This window comes from Candidatus Omnitrophota bacterium (assembly GCA_028715965.1).
Lineage (GTDB): Bacteria > Omnitrophota > Gorgyraeia > Tantalellales > Tantalellaceae > JAQUQS01.
Genome location: JAQUQS010000007.1, coordinates 1 through 25,940, shown reverse-complemented (window position 1 = coordinate 25,940; position 25,940 = coordinate 1). Strand labels below are relative to the sequence as shown.

27 protein-coding genes and 2 tRNA genes are annotated in these 25,940 nt (G+C 50.0%); 21 read left to right on the top strand and 8 right to left on the bottom strand.

Going from position 1 to position 25,940, the window contains the following annotated elements; genetic code table 11:
* The 3 genes from PHH49_04870 (at window position 1) to PHH49_04860 (ending at window position 1,841) form a co-directional block, all read left to right on the top strand.
* Window positions 1-708 carry a hypothetical protein gene (locus tag PHH49_04870; protein MDD5488277.1) on the top strand — a complete coding sequence of 236 codons (708 nt, stop codon included), beginning with the start codon at window positions 1-3 and terminating at the stop codon, window positions 706-708.
* A gap of 18 nt (window positions 709-726) precedes the next feature.
* The gene (locus tag PHH49_04865; protein ID MDD5488276.1) at window positions 727-1,017 is read left to right on the top strand and encodes a hypothetical protein; all 291 of its coding nucleotides are present in this window, start codon (window positions 727-729) and stop codon (window positions 1,015-1,017) included.
* Between the two features lie 455 nt (window positions 1,018-1,472).
* Complete coding sequence (locus PHH49_04860) at window positions 1,473-1,841, top strand: response regulator (GenBank protein ID MDD5488275.1); 369 nt, start codon at window positions 1,473-1,475, stop codon at window positions 1,839-1,841.
* A gap of 533 nt (window positions 1,842-2,374) precedes the next feature.
* Here PHH49_04860 and PHH49_04855 read toward each other — a convergent pair.
* Window positions 2,375-2,462: transfer RNA gene (locus PHH49_04855), tRNA-Ser, on the bottom strand.
* Window positions 2,463-2,667: 205 nt separating this feature from the next.
* On the opposite strand from PHH49_04855, the gene PHH49_04850 reads away from it, so the two are divergent.
* The 5 genes from PHH49_04850 to PHH49_04830 all read left to right on the top strand — a co-directional run bounded on the left by PHH49_04850 (window position 2,668) and on the right by PHH49_04830 (window position 9,050).
* Window positions 2,668-4,143: a TolC family protein gene (locus PHH49_04850; protein MDD5488274.1), complete on the top strand. Its 1,476-nt coding sequence runs from the start codon at window positions 2,668-2,670 to the stop codon at window positions 4,141-4,143.
* The gene (locus tag PHH49_04845; protein ID MDD5488273.1) at window positions 4,133-5,329 is read left to right on the top strand and encodes an efflux RND transporter periplasmic adaptor subunit; all 1,197 of its coding nucleotides are present in this window, start codon (window positions 4,133-4,135) and stop codon (window positions 5,327-5,329) included. The genes PHH49_04850 and PHH49_04845 overlap by 11 nt, the downstream gene beginning before the upstream one ends.
* A 31-nt stretch (window positions 5,330-5,360) precedes the next feature.
* The gene (locus PHH49_04840; protein ID MDD5488272.1) at window positions 5,361-8,498 is read left to right on the top strand and encodes an efflux RND transporter permease subunit; all 3,138 of its coding nucleotides are present in this window, start codon (window positions 5,361-5,363) and stop codon (window positions 8,496-8,498) included.
* 70 nt (window positions 8,499-8,568) lie between these two features.
* Window positions 8,569-8,736, top strand: a complete 168-nt coding sequence (locus PHH49_04835; GenBank protein MDD5488271.1) for a hypothetical protein — start codon at window positions 8,569-8,571, stop codon at window positions 8,734-8,736.
* Between the two features lie 14 nt (window positions 8,737-8,750).
* The gene (locus PHH49_04830; protein ID MDD5488270.1) at window positions 8,751-9,050 is read left to right on the top strand and encodes a zinc ribbon domain-containing protein; all 300 of its coding nucleotides are present in this window, start codon (window positions 8,751-8,753) and stop codon (window positions 9,048-9,050) included.
* Here the strand turns inward: PHH49_04830 and PHH49_04825 are convergent.
* Window positions 9,045-10,940, bottom strand: a complete 1,896-nt coding sequence (locus PHH49_04825) for a glycosyltransferase family 39 protein (protein ID MDD5488269.1) — start codon at window positions 10,938-10,940, stop codon at window positions 9,045-9,047. The genes PHH49_04830 and PHH49_04825 overlap by 6 nt on opposite strands.
* A gap of 133 nt (window positions 10,941-11,073) precedes the next feature.
* Here PHH49_04825 and PHH49_04820 point away from each other — a divergent pair, with 133 nt between their 5' ends.
* Both PHH49_04820 and PHH49_04815 read left to right on the top strand, forming a co-directional pair.
* On the top strand, window positions 11,074-11,343 hold the full coding sequence (locus PHH49_04820) for a hypothetical protein (GenBank protein MDD5488268.1): 270 nt from the start codon (window positions 11,074-11,076) through the stop codon (window positions 11,341-11,343).
* Between the two features lies 1 nt (window position 11,344).
* Window positions 11,345-11,788 (top strand): DUF4870 domain-containing protein, encoded by a 444-nt coding sequence (locus tag PHH49_04815; protein ID MDD5488267.1) that lies wholly within the window; start codon window positions 11,345-11,347, stop codon window positions 11,786-11,788.
* Between the two features lie 6 nt (window positions 11,789-11,794).
* Here the strand turns inward: PHH49_04815 and PHH49_04810 are convergent, their stop codons facing one another.
* Both PHH49_04810 and PHH49_04805 read right to left on the bottom strand, forming a co-directional pair.
* Window positions 11,795-12,205: a hypothetical protein gene (locus PHH49_04810; GenBank protein MDD5488266.1), complete on the bottom strand. Its 411-nt coding sequence runs from the start codon at window positions 12,203-12,205 to the stop codon at window positions 11,795-11,797.
* A 20-nt stretch (window positions 12,206-12,225) separates the two neighbouring features.
* A complete protein-coding gene (locus PHH49_04805; GenBank protein MDD5488265.1) occupies window positions 12,226-12,558 on the bottom strand; it encodes a hypothetical protein in 333 nt (110 codons plus the stop codon).
* A 146-nt stretch (window positions 12,559-12,704) separates the two neighbouring features.
* Between PHH49_04805 and PHH49_04800 the strand changes: the two genes are divergently transcribed.
* From PHH49_04800 to PHH49_04765, 8 genes are all read left to right on the top strand, one after another.
* Entirely contained in the window at window positions 12,705-13,226 is a 522-nt protein-coding gene (locus PHH49_04800) for a hypothetical protein (protein MDD5488264.1), read from the top strand.
* Window positions 13,227-13,244: 18 nt separating this feature from the next.
* Window positions 13,245-15,065, top strand: a complete 1,821-nt coding sequence (locus PHH49_04795; protein MDD5488263.1) for an ATP-binding cassette domain-containing protein — start codon at window positions 13,245-13,247, stop codon at window positions 15,063-15,065.
* Window positions 15,066-15,195: 130 nt separating this feature from the next.
* Window positions 15,196-15,525, top strand: a complete 330-nt coding sequence (locus PHH49_04790) for a hypothetical protein (protein ID MDD5488262.1) — start codon at window positions 15,196-15,198, stop codon at window positions 15,523-15,525.
* On the top strand, window positions 15,526-15,915 hold the full coding sequence (locus PHH49_04785) for a protease inhibitor I42 family protein (GenBank protein MDD5488261.1): 390 nt from the start codon (window positions 15,526-15,528) through the stop codon (window positions 15,913-15,915).
* A gap of 10 nt (window positions 15,916-15,925) precedes the next feature.
* Window positions 15,926-16,951: a 23S rRNA (adenine(2503)-C(2))-methyltransferase RlmN gene (rlmN, locus tag PHH49_04780; protein ID MDD5488260.1), complete on the top strand. Its 1,026-nt coding sequence runs from the start codon at window positions 15,926-15,928 to the stop codon at window positions 16,949-16,951.
* 2 nt (window positions 16,952-16,953) lie between these two features.
* Window positions 16,954-17,604, top strand: coding sequence for an HAD family phosphatase (locus PHH49_04775; protein ID MDD5488259.1), 651 nt, complete (start codon window positions 16,954-16,956; stop codon window positions 17,602-17,604).
* A 21-nt stretch (window positions 17,605-17,625) separates the two neighbouring features.
* On the top strand, window positions 17,626-17,937 hold the full coding sequence (locus tag PHH49_04770; protein MDD5488258.1) for a hypothetical protein: 312 nt from the start codon (window positions 17,626-17,628) through the stop codon (window positions 17,935-17,937).
* Between the two features lie 10 nt (window positions 17,938-17,947).
* Window positions 17,948-19,198, top strand: a complete 1,251-nt coding sequence (locus PHH49_04765) for a cation:proton antiporter (GenBank protein ID MDD5488257.1) — start codon at window positions 17,948-17,950, stop codon at window positions 19,196-19,198.
* Window positions 19,199-19,202: 4 nt separating this feature from the next.
* Here the strand turns inward: PHH49_04765 and PHH49_04760 are convergent, their stop codons facing one another.
* The gene (locus PHH49_04760) at window positions 19,203-19,580 is read right to left on the bottom strand and encodes a cyclophilin-like fold protein (GenBank protein ID MDD5488256.1); all 378 of its coding nucleotides are present in this window, start codon (window positions 19,578-19,580) and stop codon (window positions 19,203-19,205) included.
* Between the two features lie 474 nt (window positions 19,581-20,054).
* On the opposite strand from PHH49_04760, the gene PHH49_04755 reads away from it, so the two are divergent.
* The 3 genes from PHH49_04755 to PHH49_04745 are packed head-to-tail and all read left to right on the top strand — an operon-like array spanning window position 20,055 to window position 23,016.
* On the top strand, window positions 20,055-20,996 hold the full coding sequence (locus PHH49_04755) for a PAS domain-containing protein (protein ID MDD5488255.1): 942 nt from the start codon (window positions 20,055-20,057) through the stop codon (window positions 20,994-20,996).
* Window positions 20,996-22,636 carry an ATP-binding protein gene (locus PHH49_04750; protein ID MDD5488254.1) on the top strand — a complete coding sequence of 547 codons (1,641 nt, stop codon included), beginning with the start codon at window positions 20,996-20,998 and terminating at the stop codon, window positions 22,634-22,636. The genes PHH49_04755 and PHH49_04750 overlap by 1 nt, the downstream gene beginning before the upstream one ends.
* 17 nt (window positions 22,637-22,653) lie before the next feature.
* The gene (locus PHH49_04745; GenBank protein MDD5488253.1) at window positions 22,654-23,016 is read left to right on the top strand and encodes a response regulator; all 363 of its coding nucleotides are present in this window, start codon (window positions 22,654-22,656) and stop codon (window positions 23,014-23,016) included.
* A 4-nt stretch (window positions 23,017-23,020) separates the two neighbouring features.
* Here the strand turns inward: PHH49_04745 and glgA are convergent, their stop codons facing one another.
* The 3 genes from glgA to PHH49_04730 all read right to left on the bottom strand — a co-directional run bounded on the left by glgA (window position 23,021) and on the right by PHH49_04730 (window position 25,903).
* Window positions 23,021-24,529 carry a glycogen synthase GlgA gene (gene glgA / locus PHH49_04740; protein MDD5488252.1) on the bottom strand — a complete coding sequence of 503 codons (1,509 nt, stop codon included), beginning with the start codon at window positions 24,527-24,529 and terminating at the stop codon, window positions 23,021-23,023.
* Window positions 24,530-24,646: 117 nt separating this feature from the next.
* Window positions 24,647-25,327, bottom strand: a complete 681-nt coding sequence (locus PHH49_04735) for an SAM-dependent methyltransferase (GenBank protein MDD5488251.1) — start codon at window positions 25,325-25,327, stop codon at window positions 24,647-24,649.
* Window positions 25,328-25,815: 488 nt separating this feature from the next.
* Window positions 25,816-25,903: transfer RNA gene (locus PHH49_04730), tRNA-Ser, on the bottom strand.
* Window positions 25,904-25,940: the final 37 nt, after the last annotated feature.

The following is a 25,940-nucleotide window of genomic DNA, read 5'->3' as shown; positions in this document are numbered from 1 at the left end:
ATGTTAAGCAAAGTGCTCAGGACCTTAGCGGGCATAGTGCTGTTGCCAATGGCCTACGCCGTTGGCGAGGCTTTTTATACCTCGATAAGCAGTATAAGCGTATTAAGCGGAACGTTCCGTATACTTGAACGCGGAGTGCTTGCGTATCTACTGATACATATCTTTATCTTCCGGCCCGTTTATGTTTACGTGTTGGGGCATGAAGCGGTGCATGCCCTGGCGACATGGTTGTGCGGCGGGCGAGTCATATCGTTCAACGTAACGCCGTCCGGCGGCGGGGTAGTTACGTCCAAGACCAATTTTTTCATAGAGTTAAGCCCATATTTCGTGCCGATCTATACGGTCATGCTGTGCCCTTTATCACTGGGCATGCATATGGCGGGGAAAAGTGGGCCGGGTGTATCCGCGGTATTCCTGTTCCTTGTCGGGTTCACGATGGCGTTCCATTTCGTGCTTACCAATGAGGCGCTCCGGTTGCAGCAGCCCGACCTCATGAAATCGGGCTTCATCTTCTCGCTTGTAGTGATATTCGTGGCCAATATAGTCGTGATCGAGGCTATTTTCACGCCTTTTTTTGAGAGCGTATCGCTCCGAGGGTTCCTTTCGGACGCCGCGGCTAATACCGGTGATGTTTACACATTGATATACGGAAAAATACTTGAGATCATGGATAACATAAAAACCTGGTACCAGGGCGCCGGTTTTTAGGCGGGCAGGGTATATATTATGGAGAATAAAGAGAAAAAACTAAAAGCCACCGTCGATGGACGGGAAGTAGAAGTTGAACTTATAGATGGTTCCGGCAACAGGAAAACCTCCGGCCGCGGGAAGCCGCGGTCGGGAAAGAATATGTTTCGTGCCCTGAGATTGGATCAGGGCGTTGTCATCTGGATCGCGCTCATATCGATCGCGATCCTGGCGGTAGCCCTTTTCGTGTGGCTTCTTCCATTCCTTTTTCCGTTCATACTAGTAGGGGTTATCATCAATCTTCTCAGGCCGATAATAAACAAGCGTTGATATCTGTTTGTAGCTGATATCTGTCCGCAGATGTGCCTGCTGCTCAGACATGCCTATCGGCAAACTCGCACACGGCACATCCGACGGCCATCAAAGATCAATTTTTTTGTGATAATGGCAAGGCCGTTTATCTTCGAGGCATATCCATCCATACAACGCGCGTCCGCGCGTAACCCCCTATGCGTGGTATATTTGCCGCAAGGATATAATGGGCCGCAGGGACATAACTCCAATCTTCTCAGGCCAGTCATTAATAAGCGGTGAAGAAGCTATTCGCGGAGAGCATGAATATTACTAATGTTCGTTCTAGACGCGCCTGCCGCTCGAACGCGCCTGTAGCATCCTCGGACACGACACTTTTTGGACACCGCATTTCAGGCAGTTCTGTATGACAGGGCTGTTCTTTCGCTGAAAAGAAAATGCCCCATGCTGTATGTGGGGAAGGGGGTGTTGTCATGAGCAAACGCATACTGATCCTTGATGACAACGTTGATTTCCTTACCATTGAAAAACGTGTCCTTGAAGGTAACGGGTATGATGTGCGCGCTATAAGCAAGCCTATGGAAATAGAAAAGAACATAGAAGAGTTCGGTCCCGACGTTCTGATAATAGATATCTATATGCCTGGCCGGTCCGGCTTTGACATCGTCGAGGAGTTCAGAAGGCGAGGTGTCTATGGCAATATCCCGAAGATATTTCTTACAGGTATTGACGACGATGTCGACAAAATGATAGCCAAGTACGACGGGGTGGCGGAGTACATTACTAAGCCATACGCGGGAAAAGTATTACTGGAAGCCTTGGAAAAAGTATTTGGAAAATAGGGATAAGAATGCGGGAGATAGGCCGTACACGGCTAAGATCCTTCTATTAAAGAGGTAGGAAACCGTGCTTTGCTTCTTTGTTAAGCTTACAGGATCCCTGCCTCTCCGCAAGATACGAGAGAACGAGGCGCGCCGGAAATGGGAGGTAGGCCGTAACGGGCTAGAATCCTCCTATTCGTCGGATATCTTAACGCCCATTACGGCATTTCTTCATGCCTCCGGCATTCAGTCAGATTCGGCAGGTGAATGGGAATATAGGTGCCGCCTCATCCTCTTCCGTGCCGGTTAACAAAAAAACCCTACTTTTCAGTAGGGCTTTTTTGTTAAACTGGCGGAGGAGGTAGGACAACCAGCTCTGAGCGTATGCGAGGAGCGCAGGATCCCTGCCTCTCCGCAAGATACGAGAGAACGAGGCGCGCCAAGAACGTGTTTTTGGGCGCGCAGAGTGAGCGAATATCATACGCCAAAGGCGTAACAGATAAACTAAAAAGCGGGATGACCCATTCATGGTATCATCCCGCTTTGAGTTTATTTGGCGGAGGAGGTAGGATTCGAACCCACGGTGGGTTGCCCCACAACGGTTTTCAAGACCGCCGCTTTAGACCACTCAGCCACTCCTCCACACTAACTTTGCTATTTATTATAACTCTTATATAAATACCAGGACTCATCCGACCGAGGATGACCCCGGACATTGTTATAGCGGTAGATATTCTAGCAAAATAAGGGGTTTTTGACAAACATATAGATGTAATAGGATATTACCTGTCGGGATGTCTTTAAATATGTTGTAGGAGAGACGTTAACACGCTATAATATTGCCAATATGAAAGATATGAATAAAAGGAACTCCTTTTTTCACTGTCTTATGCTGCTGGTAATAGTGTGTTCCGGTTGCAGTACTGTTTCCCAGCCAACAGACCCGTCCCAAAGTTGGACCCCGTCCAAGTGGGCGGAGAAAAAACTGGCAAAAGATGAGGTCTGGAGATCTTTAAGGGCCAAAGGGGATGTTTTCACTGGCGGGGACAGGCTGGACATTGCAGCTCTTCTGGACATAGCGTTCACGAACAATCCGTCAACCAGGCAGGCTTGGGAGAGTGCGCGAGCCGCCCACGCGAGGATAAAACAGGCCGAAAGCAGATGGTATCCACAGGTCTCCGTATCCGCCCAAACGGCGTTCAATAAAAAAGTGACAAATAATTCTGTCGGGGACGCTAACCAGGCGGACTATACGGCTTTAGGCCAGGCCCAGCTTCTCCTGCTGGACCTGGGTGGGAGAGCCGCCAGGGTGTCATCGGCTAAACAGGCGTTACTTGAGGCCAATTTCAGTTTTAACCAGGCAATACAGGATGTATTTCTCGATACCACGAAAGCTTACTACGGACTTTACAGCGCGGAAGCATCTGTGGTCGCCGCTGAAGCGAACCTGGCCGATAGCACGGCTTCTCTTGATGCCGCGCGCCAGAGGGCAAAAGCGGGTCTTGTTTCCAGGTTGGATGTTCTTCAGGCCGAGTCAACTTACGAGGATTCGCTTTATTCCCTCGAGGAGGCCAGGGGGTTGTCAAAGACCGCTCGGGCTACATTGACACAGGCTCTCGGGGTCCCACCGGATACCGAGTTCGAGATAGACGAACCCTCTGGTGATATACTTGTTGACGTGACCGAGGAGGATGTTACCGTCCTTATTGATAGGGCCCTCAAGGAAAGACCGTCGGTGATCGCCGCAAAAGCCAGCCTGGAATCGAAAAAAGAGGACCTTGCCGCGGCGAATTCCGATCTGTGGCCAACGCTAAGTACGGGTGGAAGTATAGGGGCCGGAGAGCACAAGTTCTTTGGGTCGGAAAAGAACCCGAGCGTGTTCAACTCCAAGTGGGACCACAGTTATAACGCGTTCTTGACGGTGGAATGGGACGTTTTTGACGGGTTCTACCTGTATTCCAAGCGTAATGAGGCCAAGGCCTTGCTGGGTCTTGAGCGCGAAAAGCTCAGACAGGTCGAACTTGCCGCCAGCGCGGAGGTCTGGACGAAGTATTTCGACCTGAAGACGGCAGAGAAAAAATATTCTTTCAGCAAAGCTTTCCTGGAGACCTCAAAGACATCATATGAATTAGCCTACGATTCCTACACGTCGGGTCTTAAAAGTATGCTTGATGTGCTGCAGGCGCAGAGCCAGCTTTCAGAGGCTCGAAGCAGGATGATATCTTCCAGAGAAAGTCTTTTTGTCTCACGGGCGGAACTTGCCCACGCCATAGGGGCTTTAACAGTGACGGGTAACGATAAGGAAGGCCGCGATGATAAATAAGGAAAAGATCCGGTCCGTATGGGAACAAATAGTACGGTCAATTCCAGAGAATAAAGGAATATTGAGGCTTTTAGCGGTGCTGCTTATAGCCATGTTCCTCACGGCCCAGGTGAAAGGGTGTATTGCCCGGCACCACAAGGCGCATGTCGCCCCGCGTCCAGTGCGGACGGCAAAAGCGTTCGTGGAAGATACGCCGATATATGTGGATTCATTTGGCACGCTTTCCTCTCCCGGGAACATAGACATCAAATCCCAGGTGACAGGTAAGATAATGGAGGTTTTTTTTGAGCAAGGTAGTCCGGTCAAGAAAGGCGACCTCCTTTTTGTTATAGACGCGGCTCCATACAAAGCCGCCCTTAACAAGGCCGAGGCCGCAATGGCGGAAGATGCCGTGAATGTGCAACTCAAGGTAGATACCAGGGAAAGGAATAAGATACTTTTCGAAAAAGACCTTATTTCAAGGCAAGAGTTCGAGCAATATCAGACAGAAGCCGCGGCAGCCGTGGCGAAACTGGAGCTCGATAAAGCCGGGGTGCAAAGCGCCAAGATAGACCTTGAATATTGTTGGATAAAGTCCCCCGTGGACGGGATAGCGGGGAAAAGAATGGTAGATCCGGGAAATATCGTATCCGCTAACGCCGGTCCGGTACTGGTCAACGTGAAGATGATGAGCGATCTTTATGTGGATTTCACTCTTTCCGAGAAATACCTCGATATGGTAAGAACGGCAATGGCCGACCATACCCTGGAGGCACAGATCAGCGCTCCAGGGATAAAGGGGAAGACCTTTACGGGAACACTTGATCTTATAGACAACGAAGTGGACGACAAGACCGGCAGTTTTGCCCTGCGTGCTTCGGTCAAGAATGAAGGAAAGGAACTCTGGCCCGGGCAGTTCGTGAATGTCAGGCTTGTTCTGGGGACGCGAAAAGGGTCTGTCCTAGTTCCTTATGCCGCGCCACAGATAGGGAAGAAAGGATACTATATATTCGTGGTGCAACAAGGGAATAAAGCCGATCTGCGGCAGGTTACCCTGGGGGCTAAGCAGGGAGATAATGTGGTCGTTGAAAAAGGCGTTAATGGCGGTGAGACCGTAGTTACGGTGGGGCAGATGAGTCTTTCTCCGGGTATGCCGGTCGTGGATGTGGCGCCAAGAACGCAGGGCTCCGCAGGGAAGAAAAAATAATATATAACGGGCTCCTGAGGTAAAAACTCGAATGGCTGTATTTTCAGAACGGTTCATACGTAATCCTATAATGACCATACTTTGCATGGTCACTGTACTGTTCCTGGGAATAGTCTCATATTTTAAACTGCCCGTGAGCGATCTGCCTGTTGTGGATTATCCTGTTATAACGGTCACGGCTGTTTATCCCGGGGCAAGCCCTGATACGATGGCATCTACCGTAGCCTCCCCCCTGGAGAACGAGTGTATGCAGATACAGGGGCTGCAGTCGATCATATCTAATAACGTGGATAGCCAGACGACCATAACATTGACCTTCGATCTTAACCGTAACGTGGACCTGGCCGCTCCCGATGTGCAGGCAGCGATCTCCAGGGCCCAAGCCAACCTGCCAGGGGACCTGCCTCAACCCCCTTCATATGAGAAGACCAATCCTTCGGAGGCGCCGACCATATATATAAGTCTCACATCCGATACCCTCACCGCGGGAGACCTTTATGATTTTGGCAATAGGACCATAGGAAAGCGCATGAGCATGCTTGACGGGGTATCGCAGGTCCTGATATACGGGGCTAAATCCGCTATCAGGGTACAGGTGAACCCGGACAAGATGGCGGCTTTTAAGGTGGGGATAAACGAGGTCGCGAACGTGCTGAAGGCTGGTACGGTGACCATTCCCGGCGGTAGCCTGAACGGTCCCGATCGCACATTTTCCATCCAGCCGCAGGGGCAACTTTTCAAAGCGGAAGAATACGACGACCTGATCGTCAAGTATGTGGACGGCGCTCCCGTACGTATAAAGGACATTGGAAAGAGCCTGGATTCGCTTCAGAACGATAACGTGAACGTAATGTATTCCGGGGAGGCGGGTGACCCGATGGAGTCGGGTGTCGCCGTTGTGGCTATATCCAGGGCGACCGGGGCCAACACGGTAGCGCTTTCCGCCAGCGTCAGGCAGACGCTTGAAGGTCTTCGCGATGAGATACCCGGTTCGGTGAAAGTCGACGTGCTCTACGACAAGGCGGAGGATATAGTCGAATCCATCGACGACGTCAAGACCACTATCGTGATAGCGCTGATCCTCGTCGTTCTCGTTATTTTCGTTTTTCTTGGTCGTATTAACGATACCATAATCCCCGGCATGGTGCTCCCATTCACCATATGTGTTACGTTCGCTGTTATGCTCGCCAGGGATTTTAGCCTGGACAATCTTTCGCTTATGGCACTTACATTGTCGGTGGGGTTCCTGGTCGACGATGCCATAGTTATACTGGAGAACACGACAAGACATATAGAAATGGGGAAGAAGCCGCTGAGGGCGTCCATAGACAGCATGTCGGAGATAACGGGAGCGGTCATCTCCACCAGTATAGCCTTGATAATAGTGTTCATCCCGCTGGTGTTCATGGGGGGAGTGGTGGGGAGGAATTTCAAGGAATTCGCCCTCACCGTGATAATAGCGATAACATGCTCGACGGTAATAGCCCTCACGCTCACGCCAATGATGTGCTCCCGTATGCTCAAAGAGATGAAGGACGCTAAGACCAGTATGCAGAAATTCATCGACAAATACATCGGGGCGGTAATACTCAGATACACGGTCATGCTCAAGTGGCTTTTACTGCGCAGGCATCTCGCCCTTGTCGGATGGGGACTCTGTATGGTTGGGACGATGTGGTTTTTCAGTGTGCTCCCGAAAACATTCATGCCCGAAGGGGACTCAGGCGCTATCCAGGGTGGTATCCTTATGCAGCAGGGGACTTCCACGGAGCAGATGAGGCGTTTCCAGGACCAGATAAACGCCGTGCTAAGGAATAATGAGTTCGTGGAAAAAGTGCTTACCGTCACCGGGACCGGTACGGGCGCGGACCAGAGCTCGGGAGTGATAATAGCCATATTAAAAAAAGGCAAAAGACCGACCATACAAAAAATAACGAGGGGATTGATGTATGAGCTTATGGGTTTTCCGGCGGGCATGGTGTTCCTGCAGCCAATACCATCGTTAAAGCTAAGCACGGGAGGAGAGAGCACGGCAACGGGAAGCAGGTATTCTTATATTGTTAAAGGAGAGGACGCGGATGATGTACATGCCGCGGCCAGCAAGTTACAGGACGCGATGTATAAGTTGCCGGGCTTTACGGGGATACAGAACAATGTTAAGCTCAACATGCCGCAGCTCAAGGTGAACATCCTGAGGGATAGGGCGTCCACTTTGGGGCTTACAGCGGCCGATATAGAGAATGCGCTGCTTTTGGCATATGCCGGCGGAAAAGTGACGACATACAAGACCGATGTGGACCAATACTACGTGATACTTGAACTGGATAAAGAGTACAAAGATAAGCCCGAGGACCTTGCGCGTATATATGTCCGTTCCGGAGTGACCGGTGAGCTGGTTCCGCTGGAGAGCGTGGCTGAATGGGAAGAGACCATTGGGCCGCAGAACGTCCCGCATTCTGACCAGCTCAATTCGGCGACCATTTCGTTCAACCTGACCGATAGCATGCCCGTAGGTACGGCCACTGATGCTTTGCAGAGAACGGCGGCGGGGATCCTGCCCGAGGGCGTTACGGGGACTTTCCAGGGTGAGGCACAGGAATTCGAGGACTCAGTAAAAAGCCTGGGCGTACTGCTGTTGCTCTCGGTGTTCTTGATGTATGTGGTGCTGGGCATCCTGTACGAAAGCTATATACATCCTTTTACGGTCATTACCACGCTGCCGGTAGCTACTTTCGGTGGCCTTGCCACTCTGCTTGTCTGTCGAGCCGAACTTTCGCTGTATGCTTATATCGGGATGTTCATGTTGCTCGGTATAGTGTCAAAGAACGGTATACTTATGGTGGATTTCGCTAAACAGAGGATGGAAGAAGGACTGAACAGTTTTGACGCTATATACGAAGCCTGCCGTGACAGGTTCCGTCCTATACTTATGACAGGGGCATCCACTATCATAGGGGCCATACCCATAGCTCTTGGGTTTGGCGCTGACGGGTCGTCCAGGCAACCGTTGGGGCTTATCATAGTAGGCGGACTGGCTTTCGCCCAGGTCCTGACCCTTTTTGTCACCCCGGGGATCTTCCTCTATATGCAGCAGTTCCAGGAAGAATTCCTGGATAGGTTCGAGCTTTCCCGCTCCATATCAAAAAGAAAGACCATGGAGAAAGAATAAGATATCCGGGACAAAGGCCGGGTACAGGCAATGCTTGTAAAAAATGAGGCTGTCCGTATACTTAATACAAATGACCAGACGGAAAATCGCGGAAATAATATTATACATATCCTTGATATCCATAACATTGATGCTTAGTGGCTGCTGCGTTATAAAACCCGTTGTACAGACCGCGGGAGCCGTCGCCGGACTTGCCGGACAGGCCGCGCTCGCGGCAGCGCCGTTCTTTCTGCTTTGAAGAAAGGGAAAACCATGAAAAAGTGCCCCTATTGCGCCGAAGAGATACAGGATGAAGCGGTGAAATGCAGATATTGCGGCGAATTCCTTGAGAAGAAAAAAGAAACGGCGTGGTATCTGAAGACGCCTACTCTGGTCATAGCGTTCCTCGCCATAGGCCCGATCATGCTCCCGCTGGTATGGCTCAGGCCGGATCTTAGCCGTAACAAGAAGATATTGATAACCGCCGCCATACTGGTCATAACGTATTTCCTTGTTCTCGCTTTTGGCAGGGCCATGAACGAGATGAGGACTATTTATGACCAATTGTTATGAGGCAGCCCGTGAAAGAGGACGCCCTGGTATGAGCTCGTAAACCGCTACCGAACCGTTCCGGAATACGGGACGCGTGTAGTTCTCGAGGAAATCCTTATACGCTACAGCGCTCTTAAGCCCGCCCTCGGCGGCTATCCTGGGGCCCGACACATGCTCATCGATCAGGAGATGCGTTATTCCTCTGGATGTGAACCAATTCGATATATCGGCCCCACTAGAGGCTTTGTCTATGGCCTTGAAAAGTGACCAGCCCTCGAAGACGCTTTCCTGGACAAAGGGTCTCTCGCAATAATATCGCACATTGCCGATATTCACAAGACAGGTCAGGGATGTATCGGGAAGCGAACGGTTAATATAGTCTATAGCGTTAAAGTTGCTGACCTTTTCCTCGAGGACTGAATGGCTGCTTGCGCCGCGAAAAAGATAGGCGATGTCAACCGGGGAGAAGATCAGGGACGCCGATAATAAAAGTTGGTATAACAGGGCCAGGTTGATCAGGCCGTAAAAAGCCGTCTTGCCATGTTTTCCGCCGGATGCTGATAGTGTCAGCGCCGGATAAAAAACGCAAGCCAGGACCCCCGCGGCTGGAAGCATGAGACGTATTTGCTGGCTTGTACCGGCCCAGATAAAAAGAAAAAGCAGGGAATACGAAAGATATACGAGGCCCTCTTTGTCGCGGGGCTGCCGGAACAGGAGAAGGACCGGCAGTACCAGATATATCGGACCTAACATGCCGTCGAAAGGCCTGTTAGGTCCGGCGTACAGGAAAAGGTTGAAGGGAAGACGGAGGATATCGCGTATAGACGCGCCCATACCGTATGTGGTCTTGAGCAATATGTCGTATAACAAGGGCCTTTCAGCTCCCCAGGGACCCGTTCCGAAGAAGGGGGAGAAAAAGGGGTAGAAAGGGTTGCCTGTCTGCATGATATTCCTAAGATACCATGGGAAACCAGCGGCGAGCAGGCAGGCTAGAAAAATGGATCCGGAGATCGCTGTCCGTTTTTTGTCCGCCGGGTGAAGGAGCATCCAGCCAAGAAGAATGATCGCGCATATCGGCAAGCTGAAAAGCGCCGTATATTTCACGCCGCAGGCGAACCCGAACATTATTCCCGCCAGGGCCGATCGGACCCTGTCCCCGGAAATAAGCGCGGAAGCGAACAGGGATGTCCCAAGTAATATATACGCGCACAGGGCCAGGTCGACATAAGCTATTGTGGATATAAGGGATGTTGATGGTATCGCGTAAAAAATAAGAGCGCTCAAGAAAGCGATACGTGTATTCGCCGCCCGGGATACTGTGAAAAATATTACGGCAAAAGACAAAAGTCCGAAATAACAATGCAGGAAGTGCGCCGAGATGTAATTAGAGAGCAAGACCGCCAGCGTGTATAACATTTCGGCCAGTTGGGGGAAGAAACCGTAAATGTCGGAAAGGTCGCAGCTTATAGAGCCTGTTGACGCGTAAAGTTTTGGAAAGAAAAGATGATACTGTATTTCGTCGAGGGCTGATGGAGGGAGAAGAGCTCCTAAAAAGCTCAATAACAGGAAAAGCAGGAAGATAGCCGATATGTCCCATCCGGCTTTCGAAAAGACGTTCTTTAAGGCTGATACGGCGCGCCAGGCTGATAAAGAACATGACAAAAGCTCTTTCCTGACCAGGACGAGTATCAGCAAAAGGAACATAATGGCGGGTCGTGAAAGCCAGTCTACCAACCCGAGCGCGAATACCAAAGAGGATATTATCCCAAACCCAAGCGCCTGCGCGGTTACTGCCCTTTCCAGGCCACGCAGGGACGGTATCCGTTCGAGGGCGAGTAGTTTTTCACCTATGGCCCACGCGAGCAGGACAATAAAAGACGTACAGATAAGCGCCGGTATTGTCAGTCCCATATAAGCGTACATTTATCGTCACCCCGGGGTTTTTGCCGAAAGTATGCCTTTCCCAACATTGTATTTTGTTGAGAATATATTTGCAAGCTTATTAAATGTTTGGCATGATATAATATGGGTCGAAGGGGGAAGCATGATACGGATACAAGTTTTTAAAGCGATATTGTTGTCGTCTTTTCTCGCGGCAGTGGCTGAGGAGCCCGGATGTGAATTGGTGCCGCTCACCCCGGAGCAGGAGAAAACCTTCCCCCAAAAAGTGCTGGGCTTTGTGGTATGTCTGGTCCTGGTGCTTATAAGCGTTAGTGTGTCGTACCTCATGTACGCAAAAAAGGCGAAAGCCGGTAAGGTAGCCGCCAAGCCCAGGGATAATGGTGAGGAGAAAACCGATCAGTCGGGAGGGTAACATGAAAAAATGTCATTTATGCGCCGAGGAGATACAAGATGACGCTGTCAAGTGCGGGCATTGCGGTGGCGAAGTGCGGTCCGCCGAGGGCGTGAATGCCGCGGAGATAAGGATAAGTTATACCAATCTCGCCATGCTATGTCATCTGGGTACGTTCTCAGGAATCATAATACCGTTCGGGAACATACTGGCCCCGCTTATAATATGGCTATGGAAAAAGAACGAATCGGAGCTTGTGGACGACCAGGGAAGAGAATCCCTGAATTTCCAGATAAGCCTGCTTTTGTACAGCTTCCTGGCGGGTATACTTATGTTCGTTTTCGTGGGGTTCATACTTATGGCCGTTATCGTGCTCTTTGGCCTGGTGGAAGTGATAAAGGCGTCCATCCGGGCAAGTAACGGCGAGAAATACCGCTATCCACTCAATCTTAGGTTCATCAGATAGGGAGTATCAGCGGGCGTACCTGTAGGATAACCTGTCCGCTTCAATGACCACGTTCACCTGGGCCTGGGCTAATTTGTAGTTTATTTCCGGGTCTTCCCGTCCGCGAGACTTATAGTATATGAAATAGTTCTCGGCGCGGTTAAGCAGTGTTTTTACTCGCTCGAAAAGTTCTTTAGCTTCATTCGGGACCGGTTCAGCTATTTTTATATATTCCAGTTTTATGAACGTCACCTTTGTCAGGGCGGCATCAGGGGAAAGGTATCCGTCGCCGAATTTGTTGAAAAGATCGTTCAGGTAATCTTTAACCTCTGAGTAGAACTTTATCTGAAGCTTGATGTCGTTCGATGAGGTCTCAAATGTGTCCTGGGCGCGGGCCACGGGTGCCTGGAAAGGGCACGGGAGGACAAGGAAAAGCATAAGGATAGTAATTGATCGGATCATATGTTGAAGAAGGGGAGCTCTGTCCTTTTTTGTTTCTTTTTCCACAACTCGAATTTCTTGTTATCGCCGGATGGATCGTTCACGGTTCTTTCCCGGGAGAGCTGTTCGTTGTATAGCCGGGTATATTCGACTCTTTCCTTTTTGGAGAGTTTTTGCCATTTCCCGGAAGCGCTGTCCCACACTTGAGTGACATGCCCGGGTGTTCCTATAACGCGGACAGCGGCATCGATCTTATGGAGCACGACCTCTTTGTATGCCGAGGCCGCACATGTTGCCGCGCCGGAAACGGAAAAAAGGCATATAGCCAGTATAATGGTGTATTTCTTCATACGAAATGTATTATACCTCATAAAGTACGTACAGGCCAAATGTCTTTGATCTTTAAGTTGGATGCGGTGTGCCGGCTTGCAATAGGTGTTCCGTGGGGGTAAAATACACTTGATGCGCTCATCCGCGCGGCTTTAAAGGAGGGGACATGACAGGGGTATGGAGAATAAGGTTCTTGGCCGGGGCATCTGTAGCGGTCGTTCTGTGGTATGGGATCCAAACAGCGGTAATGGCGCAGGATAGTACCGACGAGCGTGCCGGAGAAGACCGCGCCGCCATAATAAGCGGAAAGGTCATGTTCATGGATTATTATCCCCTGGGAGGGGAGCGGTGTACCGCTTTTATGGATACGGGACGGAACCTCGTGTGTGTTGTCGATACTCATGAATCCGCTTTGCTGAAGGACGAGTTCAACGGTGAGCCCACCGATGTCAAACTTATAGGTACCGTCCGGGAAAGTCATAATGGGATATCGTATCTTACGGTAAAGCAATATAAAAAGACCGGAGAGCCGCAAAAAGAGGAGATCGTTCCCGTCGTGGAGCCCGGGTCGTCGGTCTCTGGGCAGCTAAAAGAACTTTCCGACCTGTTCTCGGGAGGGTTCCTGACGGAACAAGAATTCATCAAGGCAAAACAAAAGGTCCTGGACCAGGATAAAGAGGCCAGGTAAAGAACGGAAGATACATTTATGATAACGGTGAGTGGCGTAAGCAAGAGATATGGGACCCAGCTTCTTTTTGAGGATATGAGTTTCGCGGTGAACCGCGGCGAGCGTATCGGCCTTGTGGGGAGGAACGGGCATGGCAAGTCCACCCTTTTCAGGATGATAACATCCCTGGAGGCTTGTGATGAGGGAAAGATCCTGGTGCCCAACGGGTACAGGATAGGTTATCTGCCGCAAGAAGTGAGCTTCACCTGTCCTACGGTGATAGAAGAATGTTGCACGGTCCTTGACGGGGATATGGAGAACCATAAGTGGAAGGCTGAAAAAGTGCTTTCCGGGCTGGGGTTCGGCCTTGAGGATATGTCGCGACCCTGTTCGGAATTTTCCGGGGGATACCAGGTCAGGATAGAACTGGCCAAAGTGCTGGTCTCCTCGCCGGACATGCTGCTTCTGGACGAGCCCACGAATTTCCTGGATGTGGTATCCATCCGCTGGCTTGAATCCTTTCTCAGGGAATGGCGAGGAGAGTTCATCGTGATCAGCCATGATCGCGGGTTCATGGACAGCGTGGTGACGCATGTGGTCGGCATACATCGGCAGAAGGCGCGAAAGATCAAGGGCGTGACCGCGGACTACTATTCGCAGATAGAGCAGGAAGAAGCTGTTCACGAAAAGAACCGTGTGAACGCGGAAAAGAAACGAAAGCAGGTGATGGGCTACATTTCGAGTTTCCGCGCCAAGGCCAGACATGCCAGGTCGGTGCAATCCAGCATAAAGATGTTAAATAAGATGGGTATACCGGACAGGCTGGATGGTATCAAGGGGCTGTCGTTCTCTTTCAGCGAAGCTGAACTGCCTGCCCGTTATGTTCTTGATGTCCGGGACCTGGGGTTCTCGTACAGTGGTGAGCCGCCTTATCTTTTTGAGGGGCTGACATTCCAGGTGGCCAAGGATGACAAGATATGCGTTATCGGCAAGAACGGCAAGGGGAAGACCACCTTGATGAAGGTCATGAACGGGGTGCTGGAACCTGTCCTAGGACGCGTAAAAGAACATCCACGCGCCGCGAAAGCCTATTTTGAGCAGGGTAATACAGCTGTGCTGGGAGAGAACAATACCGTGGAGGAAGAGTTGTCCACCGCGTGTGCCGGCAGCATGAAGGGTAATGTAAGGGATATATGCGGTGTGATGATGTTCCAGGGGGATGACGCCTTAAAAAAGATAAGCGTCCTGTCCGGTGGGGAAAAAAGCAGGGTGCTTCTCGGGAAGACATTGCTCATGCCGGCGAACCTTCTTATGCTTGATGAGCCCACGCATCACCTGGATATAGAGTCATGCCAGTCTATCATTGAAGCTGTTAAGAATTTCAGGGGCGCGGCTGTTGTTGTTACGCACGATGAGAATTTTATCAGGTGTGTGGCAAGCAAACTTATAGTATTCCAGTCCGGGCGCGTGCTTTTTTTTCCGGGGACATATGACGAGTTCCTTGACCAGGTAGGCTGGGACGAAGAGTCGTGCGCTGGCAAGGGCGGAGGGGCTTTAAGGAAAGAGGACAAGAAGAACAAGAAAGAACTAAGGAAAATGCGGGCGGATAACGCCAGGAAGATAAGGCCCTATGAAGAGCGGGTGAAGGGGCTTGAATCGGGAATAGAGAGCGCCGAGAAAGAGATCGCTTTTATGACGCGGGAGATGATAAGGGCTTCCGAGGAAGGGGACGCCGGTAAGATAGCGGAGATCCCACGCAGGATAAACGAGATAAGATCTCGGGAAGAGAGCCTTTATTCGGAGCTGGAAGCCGCCCTGGAGGAACTGGAGAACGCCAGAAAAGAGATAGACGAAGGCTAACCCGACGTAAGATAAACAAAGGTGGACTATTTACGCGCGGACTAATAAAATATACGTATGTGGATGGGCGAGGGGAGAATGATACCATGATGGCAGCAGAAATATACAAGACCGTATCCTGGAGAGGCATATGAGGAGGTCCTATATTTACATCCTGGCCGCGGGAATACTGGTCCTCATACTTGGGATATTGATCGTGGTAGTTTATCGCGGGAGGGGGAAAGACCTTGCGGATAAAGAAACGCTGGTAACGGTTGAACAGCGATACGTCGCCGAGAAAGAAAAGGTCATATCAAAAGCCCGGGATTGGGAGGATTTCAGGTCAGGTGCCGGGAGGACGCCCGATACCGGGGCCAGATCAAAGATGGCATTTCTCACCAGGCTCAAACACCGCATTATCGACATAACCCGCGAATTTTTCAGCGGCGATGTGCCTTCGGAGAACATAAAGGAGGAATAAATGTCCGGTAAGAACATATGTTTTGTCATTCTGGCGATGATGGTCGCTGTGTGCGCGCAAGCTGAAGAAGGGAGAACATACGGCATCAAGCTGGATAAGGACGCGGAAATATCCGTACCCGCCGGAGCGGAATTCACCGTTAAGCTGGATTCTAATCCCACTACCGGATATCTTTGGGAGGGTGTCATCGGGGACGGAAGAACGCTCAAGTTCGTAAAGGAAGAATATAATAGGTCGGAGACCGACCGGGTCGGGGTCGGGGGCGAACAGGTCTTTGTTTACAAAGCTATTGGCCCGGGACCCACGAACATAAGGTTCAGTATGCTTAGGCCGTGGGAGGTAGACCAGGAACCCGACAAAGAATACACACTTACAGTTAACATGGAATGATGGCACACACATGAAAAAAAACTTGAAAGACCTCACCCTTGATGACCTGACAGCTATACTGACGGCCGAGGGATATCCCGCGCACAGGGCCGCCCAGATATTTCAGTGGGTCAACGCCCGGAACATAAATGATATTTCCCTGATGACCAACGTGCCGCGGTCAATGATCGAAAAACTTCGGGACCGATATTTTATCGGGTCACTTATCCTTGAAAAACGCATGCGTTCAAAAAAAGACGGGACCGAAAAATTCCTGTGGCGATTACATGATGACGCCAGGGTCGAGACCGTTCTTATCCCGGGGAAAGGCCGCAAGACAATATGTCTGTCCACGCAGGTGGGGTGTAAGTTCGGATGTCCGTTCTGCGCGTCAGGGAAAATGGGATTCGTCCGGGACCTTACTCCTGGAGAGATCACCGACCAGGTCCTGTCGGTGCAGGAGCTGAAAAATATAAAGATAACAAATGTGGTATTCATGGGGATGGGAGAGCCTCTGGATAATTACAATAACCTGGTGAAGGCCATCAAGATCATTAACCATCGCGACGGGATCGGTATCGGCGCCCGCAAGATAACGGTGTCGACGTGCGGGGTTGTTCCGGGGATACGAAAACTCAAGAACCTGGGCATACAAGTGGAACTTTCCGTATCTTTACATTCCGCTATAGACGTGAAAAGGAGCGAGCTTGTCCCGGTCAACAGGAAATATTCCCTTAGCTCGCTTTTGGCGACATGCCGGGAATATTACGAGAAGACCGGACGAATAATAACGTTTGAGTACACGGTAATAAAGGGAGTGAACGATTCGAACAGGGATGTGGAAGCTCTGGTAGAGGCGGCAAGACAGGCCAATGCCAGAGTAAACCTGATAACGTGCTCAAATGTGGCCGTAGACGGTTTGGATGGAGTGGGACCGGAGGTCATGGAAAGCATAAGTGAGCGATTGAGAAAGGCGCGTATAAACGTTACTGTGCGCAGGTCCAGAGGCGATGATATTGCCGCCGCGTGCGGACAGCTGGCGGCGGAGTATCGTTAGGTATGGGCAAGTATAAAGCGGTAGTTTTTGACATAGATGGCACCATTACCCGGCATATCTCCAGCTGGAGATATATGCACGAAAAGCTCGGCCTGTGGGACGCCCTCGCGCGCAAATACCAGGAACAGTTCCTGGCGGGGAAAATAAGCTATCGACGTTTTTGCGAATTGGACGCCGGGCACTGGAAGGGTCTGGAAGCATCAAAGGTAAGGTCAATATTTTCCCGCGTTAAATACTCCCGCAACGCGAAAAGAACCGTTTCCATGCTCAGGGAAAAAGGGTTCAAGCTCGTCGCTGTGTCCACCGGTATACAGTTCATGACCGATCGCGTAAAAGAAGAACTCGGGTTCGACCATGTAATAGGTAACCGCTTGAACGTCTATCGCGGGAAGCTGACAGGTGGCGTTAGTATTAATATAGGTCATGGGGCCAAGGGAGTGACGGTAAAAAAGATCCTCAGGCGTTACGGATGTATCCCGGAAGAGATGATCGCCATAGGGGACAGTGAGGGGGATATACCCATGATCGAGATAGCCGGCTATTCCATTGCGTTCAACTCTTCCAGCAGAACATTGTCCGGGATAGTCGACTGGGATTGTCCTTCACACGACCTTATGGACGTGTATCGTAAGATAATACAAATATCCGGATAAAAAGGATCACATAGAGGCGGAATGGGAGAATATTTCAGCGAACAGGCTTTGAGCGGGCTCGACGAGATACAGGCTTTGTCCGCCGAAGTGAACGGCGCGGGGGACCAGCACGACAAGGCGCTCCTCCGGTTCATAGAAGAACATGCCGCCGAGATAAAAGACCTATATGATGAAAAAGACGGGCATTACATGTATGAAGCCGGGGACCTTATCATACTATGTATGGAACTTATCAAGTCTTCGGGAGGCGACCCGGATACCATCCTTAGGGTCCGGTACGGGAAGTTCAGGGAAAAGATCGCGGGAATACTAAGGGACCGGAAGAACAAGTGAAGGAGACGGTATGATGACAGATGTTTTTGGGAAGGTAGACGTCATTTTTCTTTTCGGTATAGTCCTGCTTCTGGGTTATGTCTCCGGTAGGATAGCGAATTTCTTCAAATTACCTAAAGTGACCGGGTATATCGCTGCTGGTATCCTCATGGAACCGTCAATAACCGGGATATTGCCAGCGCGTCTTATCGCGCATTCACCCGTGCTGAGCAACCTGGCCTTGTGCATAATAACGTACGCCATAGGTGGGTCCCTGGACCTTAGGCACATAAAGAAACAGGGAAAGACAATAGGAATCATGACCGTGTTCGAGGCGGAAATGACCTTTCTTATAATAATGCTTGGTATGTGGTTGCTGCTTCCCATTTTGGGAAAGTTAACAAATATGCAGCTGGACCCGAAGTTCTTTCTCCCGCTTGCCATCCTGGCGGGGGCCCTTGGGGCTCCGACCGATCCAACCCCTACCCTGGCCGTAAAGGAGGAATATAAAGCCGACGGCCCGGTAATGACGACGATACTGGGTATCGGAGCCCTGGACGACGCGTTCGGTATAATAAATTTCAGCGTAGCTGTTGCCATATGCGGCGCGCTTGTGGGCGGGAACACAGGAGTGGGTTTTATGGAAGTCCTGATGGGGGCCGGGGTCCAGATAGTTGTTTCGGTGGTTGTTGGGGTTATTTGCGCGGGGGTCCTGCTCCTGGTCTCGAGAAGAACAGAAGACAAGGGCGTTATCGTGGTCCTTATAATGGGGACGCTTTTTACCTGTTACGGTATTTCGGAAGGTCTGGGGGGGGATAGCCTTCTTTCCACCATGACCATGGGGATGGTGGCGGTGAATTTTTCCCGGGACGCTGATAGGCTTTTTATGTCGATAAGGGACTATTTCGAGGAATTCGTATTTGTGGTGTTCTTTGTGCTTGCCGGGGCGAACCTTCAGCTGGGAGTGCTTTTAACGGCTTTGCCTATAGTAATAGTGTTCGTGGTATTGAGGGTGGCGGGTAAGATAATAGGCGCAGGGACAGGGGCTATTATAGGTGGGGCGGAACCTTCCGTAAAGAAATACACGGCATATGGACTTATCCCGCAAGGAGGGATCGTGGTCGGATTGGCGCTTCTTGTGGAACAGAATGGCGCGTTCAAGCCCTTCGCGCCGGTACTTCTTAATACGATCCTAGGGACGACAGTACTTTTTGAGTTCCTGGGGCCATATTTTACCGAGGTAGCCTTGAAAAAAGCCGGAGAGGTCGGGAAAAAAGCCTGAACGGCTAGACGTTAACGGCATGAAGCTCGACCCCGGCCCCTGCCGGGATATCCGAAAGAGAAGCCAACCCATCGTCGACCCGACCCAGCAGGACCACTCCTGAGGCGGGTACGGGTCTCTCCGAAGTGCTCATGGGAGTCCTGCCGAAGAATACGCAGAAGCAGTTGCCTTCGGGCCAGAAGCCCACATCGCCTATCTCAACTTGCTCGGTCAGGACCGCCCCAGAGACACTGATCCTCGGTATGGGAAAATATATCTCCTTGCCCCATAGGCTGGCTTGAGAGGAAACAGGCAGCATATGGTAAAGCGAAAGCGAGGCGGCGATATCGCTAAGTTCTATAGTGATCCGTGTCTTTTTTGAGATGAGGGATATTTGTCGCATAACACGTCCTTTCGCTTGTATCTTAGCTGAGGACGCAAAAAAAAGCAACCCTTCAAGGGTTGCTTTTTGGATTTACAGTTAGCTTTTCTTTCACCTTTTATTTTTTGTTTAGAAGGGGGTAGAAAAGCTATAAAAGACCCAAACTTCTAAAAACTTTTTCCTTTCGCACCTCCAAAGTAAAGTATATCATCTCATCGAGGGAAGGCAACTTTTTGAAAGGAAAAAAGATAAAGATCCAGGACGTGTAAATTAGTATAACAAAAAGTACGTAAAATAAACAACTTATGTGAATAAAAGATTTAAATTAAAACTTGTTAAATTATAAAAAGTTTTAACTGGTACGCATAGTTACTTATGGGATGTTGCGGGAAGAAGTCATGGATATGGTGCTGCATCGCTACAAATTGCCTTGGATATTCAATTAATGTATACTTAAGTAGTTTAATTGGCTACTAATTTAACAGGGTTGTAAATATGATCTATCTTTTAATAACTAACATAATTACTCTTGGAACAGGCCTTTTTTTGTTCAAAAAATACCTGGATTACCGCAATTCCAGAAGGACCTTCCAGAGGCTGATCGAGCATATCAACGTGGGCTACTATCGCTACAGGGTACGTGACGGAGTGGTCCTTGACGTAAATGCTGGGTTTATCAATATATTTGACCTTAAGGCCAAGCGGGCGGAGATCATTGGCCGTTCTTTAAGTGAGCTTTTGGTCTATGTGGACGGGGAGGGAAGTATCCGGGAGCAACTTAAGGCAAAAGGGGAGCTCCGGAACCACGAATACCACTTTAAGACCATATCCGGCAAGGATAAATGCGTTCTGCATAACTCATATATACTGAAGGACCCATATACGGATGATGATGTGATCGAGGCACTTATTGAGGATATAACGGAGGAAAGACTTTCGTATGACAGGATGAAAGAGTCGCAGGAAAGATACGAAAAACTTTTTAAATTTTCAGGAGATATGGTAATAATCTCACGGTTGGAGGATTTTACCATAGAGGAGATCAACCCGGTCACGGAAGTGGTGACAGGGTATTCTTCCGCGGACCTTATTGGAAGGTCTTTTGTGAGTATTTTCCACCCGGCAAGGCGGGACATGTTCAAGGAGATAAAAGATGACCTGATCTTCCAGGGGACGAGTCGAATGGAAACCGTAATGGTATGCAGGGATGGCGCGTATAAAGAGGTCATCATGACGCTAAGTGTGGTGGAAATAAGGGATAATCGTATAATCATGGCCGTAGGCAAGGATATATCAGATCTTGTGAAGGGACGCGAAGAAGAAAAAAAACGGCAGGAAGAACTTGAGTGCTTCTGGAAAGCGTCTATGGAGAGGGAAGAAAGGATAAAGGACCTGAAAGAAGAGATATCCATCTTAAGGGATAATAACGAGGCATAATGGCGAACGTGCAGGATCATTTTGGAACGTTCAAAAGAAGGGCCATGGACCTGGCTGAACAGCAGCAGGACCTGGAATATCACCTTCGGATGCTGTCGTCGTCATTCCTTATCCGTATGGCGTATAACCTGTTCGCGCTGGCGGTGTATTTCACACTTCATCATATGTTCTCGGTGTCGATACCGTACGAAGTGCCTCTTTTGTTCTCGTTCTGGCTGCTGACCTCCGTGTTATATTTCGTGGTATTCAGGACCGGGATATGCAGAACGGTAGAAACTTGTGACAACATACATTTCAGCTATTATTTCATAGGCCTCGTGTGCGCTACGGCCCTGATACATTATCTGGGAGGGGCGGAATGGATGGCTTTTCTGGTATTTGCCCTCGACCTGATATACGCGAACGTACTTCTCCGGCGGATGAGGGGCATTTTTATCACGGTGCTCATGGCGACCGGATATGTCCTGTTGCTTTTCCTTGAATTCAAGGGGATATTGCCCCACGTGGTCATATTCGATCCCGCGGCCATGACCCATGATAACCCACGGTTCCTTATGAGCACACATATGGTGTTCATAGGCTTCACGTTCCTGGTAGTCTCTTACAGCACGGGGCTTTTTTCCCAGATGTATGAGAATCGGGAAAAGATCCTGATAGAGTCCAAGAACAGGTTCGCGGCCAAGTCCAGGCAGCTTGAGAAGCTGGCCACTACGCTCAACGACAAGAACGAGGAGAATAATTACCTGAAAAAAGCCACGCAGGAATATATAAAGAAGAAAGAAATAGAGCTGGAACACGCCCGGGAAGACCTCGAGGACCAGATCGAAAAGTTAAGAAAGACGCAGCGTTCGATGTTCCTGATGATAGAGGACCTTAACACGATGAGCTTGGAGCTTAAAGAGTCAAAAGAGAACCTGGAAGAAAAAGTTAAAGAAAGAACGGGGGAACTGCTTGATATAAGCCGTAAACTGCATCGCAGCGAGAGGCTGGCTTTTCTGGGCAAACTGGCGGGAAGCGTCACGCATGAGCTCAGGAATCCCATGGCCGTGATAAAGAACGCTATGTACTATATAAATAAAAGACTCAATGTGCGCGACGACGAGAAGCTGAAGAAATATCTTGATATCATGGAAAAAGAGATCAATGAGATAGACAGTATAATAGACGATATCATGGGTTTCGCCAAGACGAAAGCGCCGGAGATGGAGAGGGCGGATGTTAACGAGCTTATAGAAAAGACCATATTGTCCATAGATCTTCCAAAACTGGTAAAGGTCAGGAAGGACTGCAAGGGGGCCCCGGAGATATTCGTGGATATAAGCCAGGTGATGCACGCGCTCATAAACATAGCCAACAATGCCGTAATGGCCATGCAGGGTAATGGGACGCTTACTTTCCGCGCTTACGAGAAAGGGGATCTTGTCTACATAGAGGTGAAAGATTCGGGTCCGGGGATCCCTAAGGACAAATGGGACCTGATATTCGAGCCCCTGTACAGTTCCAAACCTAAGGGGACGGGTCTGGGACTGCCGCTGGCGAAGATGATGATAGAGAACCAGAACGGCAAAATAGAGCTGGAGAGCTCGATCGGGAAAGGCGCCACTTTCAGGATAGTGCTCCCGACAAAACAGGAAATATAGGAGAAAGGACGGAGGACATGGAGGAGAAAAAGAAGATAGTAATAGCTGAGGATAGCCCGTCCCTGTGTGAAGTGCTTAAGGATATACTGGAGCGCGAGGGATACGAGATACACATAGTGCATGAGGGATATTCCTTGATCTCTTTCCTGCAACAGAACCAGGATACGGACGCTATTCTGCTGGATCTTTTCATGCCCGATAAAAGTGGCCTGAGTGTTTTCAATACCGTCAGGTCCGTAGCTCCGGCGACCAAGCTTATTATCTATACGGGGTATTCCTCATACAAGAATTCTGTTTTCGCGAAAGAGGCCGACGCTTTTGTTGATAAAGCGGAAGGCGCGGAAAAGCTCATCAATACGATAAAATCTCTTATAGGATAAGGTCTTATTTCCAGGACGCGCGTCTCGCAATGGCTTTTTCGTAAAGAGTGAGATAGTGTATGGCGGATTCCTTCCAGGAAAAATCAGCACGCATCGCTTCTTTTATCATATTCTCGATATGGCGAGGCCTGTCATAGAAGGTACTTATTGCCCAGCCTATGGCGTAATACAAGGCCATGGGATCCGGGTCGGTAAAACGGAAACCGGTCCCTGTTCCGGCAGATTCGTCATATTGGCGCACGGTATCTTTAAGCCCGCCTATTTCCCTGACTATAGGGAGAGTGCCGTAACGCATGCTATATATCTGGTTCAGCCCACACGGTTCATACAGGGATGGCATAAGGAAAAAATCGGAACCGGCTTCGATAAGGTGCGCTTTGGGGTCGCTATAACCTATCCAAGCCCCGATCTTCCCGGGGTATTTCGCGGGAAGCCCTCCGAAGAAATCCTCCATCCATTTTTCTCCCGCTCCAAGTATGGCGAACTGTACACGCATATCCCTTACGATCGATTCTATCACCGGAACGAGTAACTGGAACCCTTTCTGGGCCACCAGCCGGGAGATCACGCCGATCACGGGTATTGACGGGTCCGCGGCCAGAAGCATTTCTTTTTGCAGGGCCTCTTTACATTTCTGCTTACCGGAAAGGGAAGAGGCCGAATATCTTGAAGGTATGAACGTGTCTTTGCCCGGGTCCCAGTGGTCGTAATCCGCCCCGTTGAGGACTCCGAGAACATCATCGCGTCTTCTTTCCAGGTAGGGGGTGAGGCCCATACCTCCTTCCGGGGTGAGTATCTCTTCGGCGTAAGAAGGGCTGACAGTGCTTATAGCGTCGGCGTAGAAGATGCCGCCTTTCATGAAATGTACGCGGCCGTGACTTTCCAGCTTAGGCTCGGTGAAATTCTCTTTGCCCAGGCCCAGGAATTCATAACAACCGGACGGGAAGACCCCCTGGTAGCCGATGTTGTGTATGGAAAGGACCGAAGCCGTTCTCGAGAAGAAGGGGTCGTTCAAGTACCATATTTTAAGATAGGCCGGTATAAGTGACGTCTGCCAGTCGTTACAATGTATAATGTCCGGTTGGAATCCGAGGTCCCGGCATAATTGCAGGCATGCTTTGGAAAAGAACCCGAACCTTTCGGCATTATCGGGGTATTCCCACCTGCCGTCATCGTAGAGACCCGACCTGCCGAAAAAGTTCTGGTGCTCGATGAAATATATGGTCACGCCGTCCATTTTTGTCTCGAACACTTCGCACCATGCCGTACGGTCGCCCAGGCGCACCCCCATGGGGGACAGTATCTTTTCAAATCCCGGCCTTGCTACGTCAATGGACCAGTAGCGTGGGAGTACCAGTCGGATATCGTGGCCTTCTTTCGCGAGGGCTTTAGGGAGGGCGCCGGAAACGTCAGCCAGTCCGCCGGTCTTAACGAAGGGGACAGCTTCCGAAGAAACGAAAAGTATCTTCTTTGTATTACGCTTTTGTGTGGTTGTCGTCTTTGTACGGGCCATATGCGCATATTCTATATTAAAATATTTTAATAGGGAAGAGGAATTTATAGAAAGGTCCGGGACGGCCCTTGTCAGCTTTATCCGGATATTATGACATGAGGCCACACATTAATATGATCACCTGCTGATCCTCAACATCATGTCGCCGCCGCGCTGGAACTCATAGTTCACCTTGGGTGTGGCGACTTCATGGCCTTTACCCCTGAATTCCGAGATGACATCCTTAAGGTAGGGGCTTTTTCCACCGCTTAATTCGAGCAGGGGGAATATCCGTACTTCTTTTGATACCCGAAGCATTTCCGTGATCGACGCAATGTGGAAGTCCAGGGATAAATGCTTTGAGTACAGGAACAATAAGTGCGAACATAGGGCCAGGTCGAACCGGTCGTTGTTGAACGATATGTGGGGCAAGCATTCGGCAAGGTATCGGCCTTCTTTTTTGCCGTGGGGGTAATCTTCAAGGAACGCGTTCATCGCCTTCATTCTTACTCGGCCGACTTCTTCCGGGTTCTTGAAGGTAGTCCACACATAGGCCTCTTCGTTGCCTTTCAATTGTTCCATGACCGAGGCATATGTTCTCTTGATCCTGGAACGTATCTGTCCGGCGCTGAACGCGTAGATCGGGTCACAGGAAATGACCTTGTGCCCGCGTTCTTTCATGCCATAATTAAAACTGGCGGGGCCATCCCCACAGCTTATGATGTTCAAGCCCAATTCTTTCGGGGAAAGAGAGAACATCCCAGCATATTCCTCGAATGACCGCCCCCAGGGGACGACTTGTTCCAGAGTGAATGCCATTTTTGGACCTTAAGGTAATGGATAAAATACATGGAAAAGGTAAGAGCGTACGCGCCTCTTACAGAATTCGCCGCATAAGACGACCCCATGCTCCGCATGGTCTTGTTTTATAATGGCGGAGAAGGAACTGTTCTCTCCTTAGCTTAATATATCCAATCAGCCTATTCCTACGAAACCGTGAGCGAAAGCATCACGGTGAAGTAGAATGGCGGAGAGGCAGGGCCGCTCAAGCTACCGAGCCTACACCAGTTCGGCTCGCTATACGCTCTCTCGGCATGAACCTTTGCCTCCCGGCAAAGAACCAGATTCGGCAGGTGTATTAAACTGTAGGTGCCGCCTCATCCTGTTCTTGCCGTATAAAACAACCCCATGCTACGCATGGTCTTGTTTTATAATGGCGGAGAAGGAACTGTTCTCTCCTTAGCTTAATATATCCAATCAGCCTATTCCTACGAAACCGTGAGCGAAAGCATCACGGTGAAGTAGAATGGCGGAGAGGCAGGGATTCGAACCCTGGGACCATTGCTGATCACATGTTCTCCAAACATGCGCCTTCGACCGCTCGGCCACCTCTCCGCACTAAGATCTTTCTAGCGGCATATATATATATGGA

Coding starts and splice junctions, on each gene's coding strand:
- PHH49_04870 (MDD5488277.1), top strand. CDS start 1: ATGTTAAGCAAAGTGCTCAGGACCTTAGCGGGCATAGTGCTGTTGCCA.
- PHH49_04865 (MDD5488276.1), top strand. CDS start 727: ATGGAGAATAAAGAGAAAAAACTAAAAGCCACCGTCGATGGACGGGAA.
- PHH49_04860 (MDD5488275.1), top strand. CDS start 1,473: ATGAGCAAACGCATACTGATCCTTGATGACAACGTTGATTTCCTTACC.
- PHH49_04850 (MDD5488274.1), top strand. CDS start 2,668: ATGAAAGATATGAATAAAAGGAACTCCTTTTTTCACTGTCTTATGCTG.
- PHH49_04845 (MDD5488273.1), top strand. CDS start 4,133: ATGATAAATAAGGAAAAGATCCGGTCCGTATGGGAACAAATAGTACGG.
- PHH49_04840 (MDD5488272.1), top strand. CDS start 5,361: ATGGCTGTATTTTCAGAACGGTTCATACGTAATCCTATAATGACCATA.
- PHH49_04835 (MDD5488271.1), top strand. CDS start 8,569: ATGACCAGACGGAAAATCGCGGAAATAATATTATACATATCCTTGATA.
- PHH49_04830 (MDD5488270.1), top strand. CDS start 8,751: ATGAAAAAGTGCCCCTATTGCGCCGAAGAGATACAGGATGAAGCGGTG.
- PHH49_04825 (MDD5488269.1), bottom strand. CDS start 10,940: ATGGGACTGACAATACCGGCGCTTATCTGTACGTCTTTTATTGTCCTG.
- PHH49_04820 (MDD5488268.1), top strand. CDS start 11,074: ATGATACGGATACAAGTTTTTAAAGCGATATTGTTGTCGTCTTTTCTC.
- PHH49_04815 (MDD5488267.1), top strand. CDS start 11,345: ATGAAAAAATGTCATTTATGCGCCGAGGAGATACAAGATGACGCTGTC.
- PHH49_04810 (MDD5488266.1), bottom strand. CDS start 12,205: ATGCTTTTCCTTGTCCTCCCGTGCCCTTTCCAGGCACCCGTGGCCCGC.
- PHH49_04805 (MDD5488265.1), bottom strand. CDS start 12,558: ATGAAGAAATACACCATTATACTGGCTATATGCCTTTTTTCCGTTTCC.
- PHH49_04800 (MDD5488264.1), top strand. CDS start 12,705: ATGACAGGGGTATGGAGAATAAGGTTCTTGGCCGGGGCATCTGTAGCG.
- PHH49_04795 (MDD5488263.1), top strand. CDS start 13,245: ATGATAACGGTGAGTGGCGTAAGCAAGAGATATGGGACCCAGCTTCTT.
- PHH49_04790 (MDD5488262.1), top strand. CDS start 15,196: ATGAGGAGGTCCTATATTTACATCCTGGCCGCGGGAATACTGGTCCTC.
- PHH49_04785 (MDD5488261.1), top strand. CDS start 15,526: ATGTCCGGTAAGAACATATGTTTTGTCATTCTGGCGATGATGGTCGCT.
- rlmN (MDD5488260.1), top strand. CDS start 15,926: ATGAAAAAAAACTTGAAAGACCTCACCCTTGATGACCTGACAGCTATA.
- PHH49_04775 (MDD5488259.1), top strand. CDS start 16,954: ATGGGCAAGTATAAAGCGGTAGTTTTTGACATAGATGGCACCATTACC.
- PHH49_04770 (MDD5488258.1), top strand. CDS start 17,626: ATGGGAGAATATTTCAGCGAACAGGCTTTGAGCGGGCTCGACGAGATA.
- PHH49_04765 (MDD5488257.1), top strand. CDS start 17,948: ATGATGACAGATGTTTTTGGGAAGGTAGACGTCATTTTTCTTTTCGGT.
- PHH49_04760 (MDD5488256.1), bottom strand. CDS start 19,580: ATGCGACAAATATCCCTCATCTCAAAAAAGACACGGATCACTATAGAA.
- PHH49_04755 (MDD5488255.1), top strand. CDS start 20,055: ATGATCTATCTTTTAATAACTAACATAATTACTCTTGGAACAGGCCTT.
- PHH49_04750 (MDD5488254.1), top strand. CDS start 20,996: ATGGCGAACGTGCAGGATCATTTTGGAACGTTCAAAAGAAGGGCCATG.
- PHH49_04745 (MDD5488253.1), top strand. CDS start 22,654: ATGGAGGAGAAAAAGAAGATAGTAATAGCTGAGGATAGCCCGTCCCTG.
- glgA (MDD5488252.1), bottom strand. CDS start 24,529: ATGGCCCGTACAAAGACGACAACCACACAAAAGCGTAATACAAAGAAG.
- PHH49_04735 (MDD5488251.1), bottom strand. CDS start 25,327: ATGGCATTCACTCTGGAACAAGTCGTCCCCTGGGGGCGGTCATTCGAG.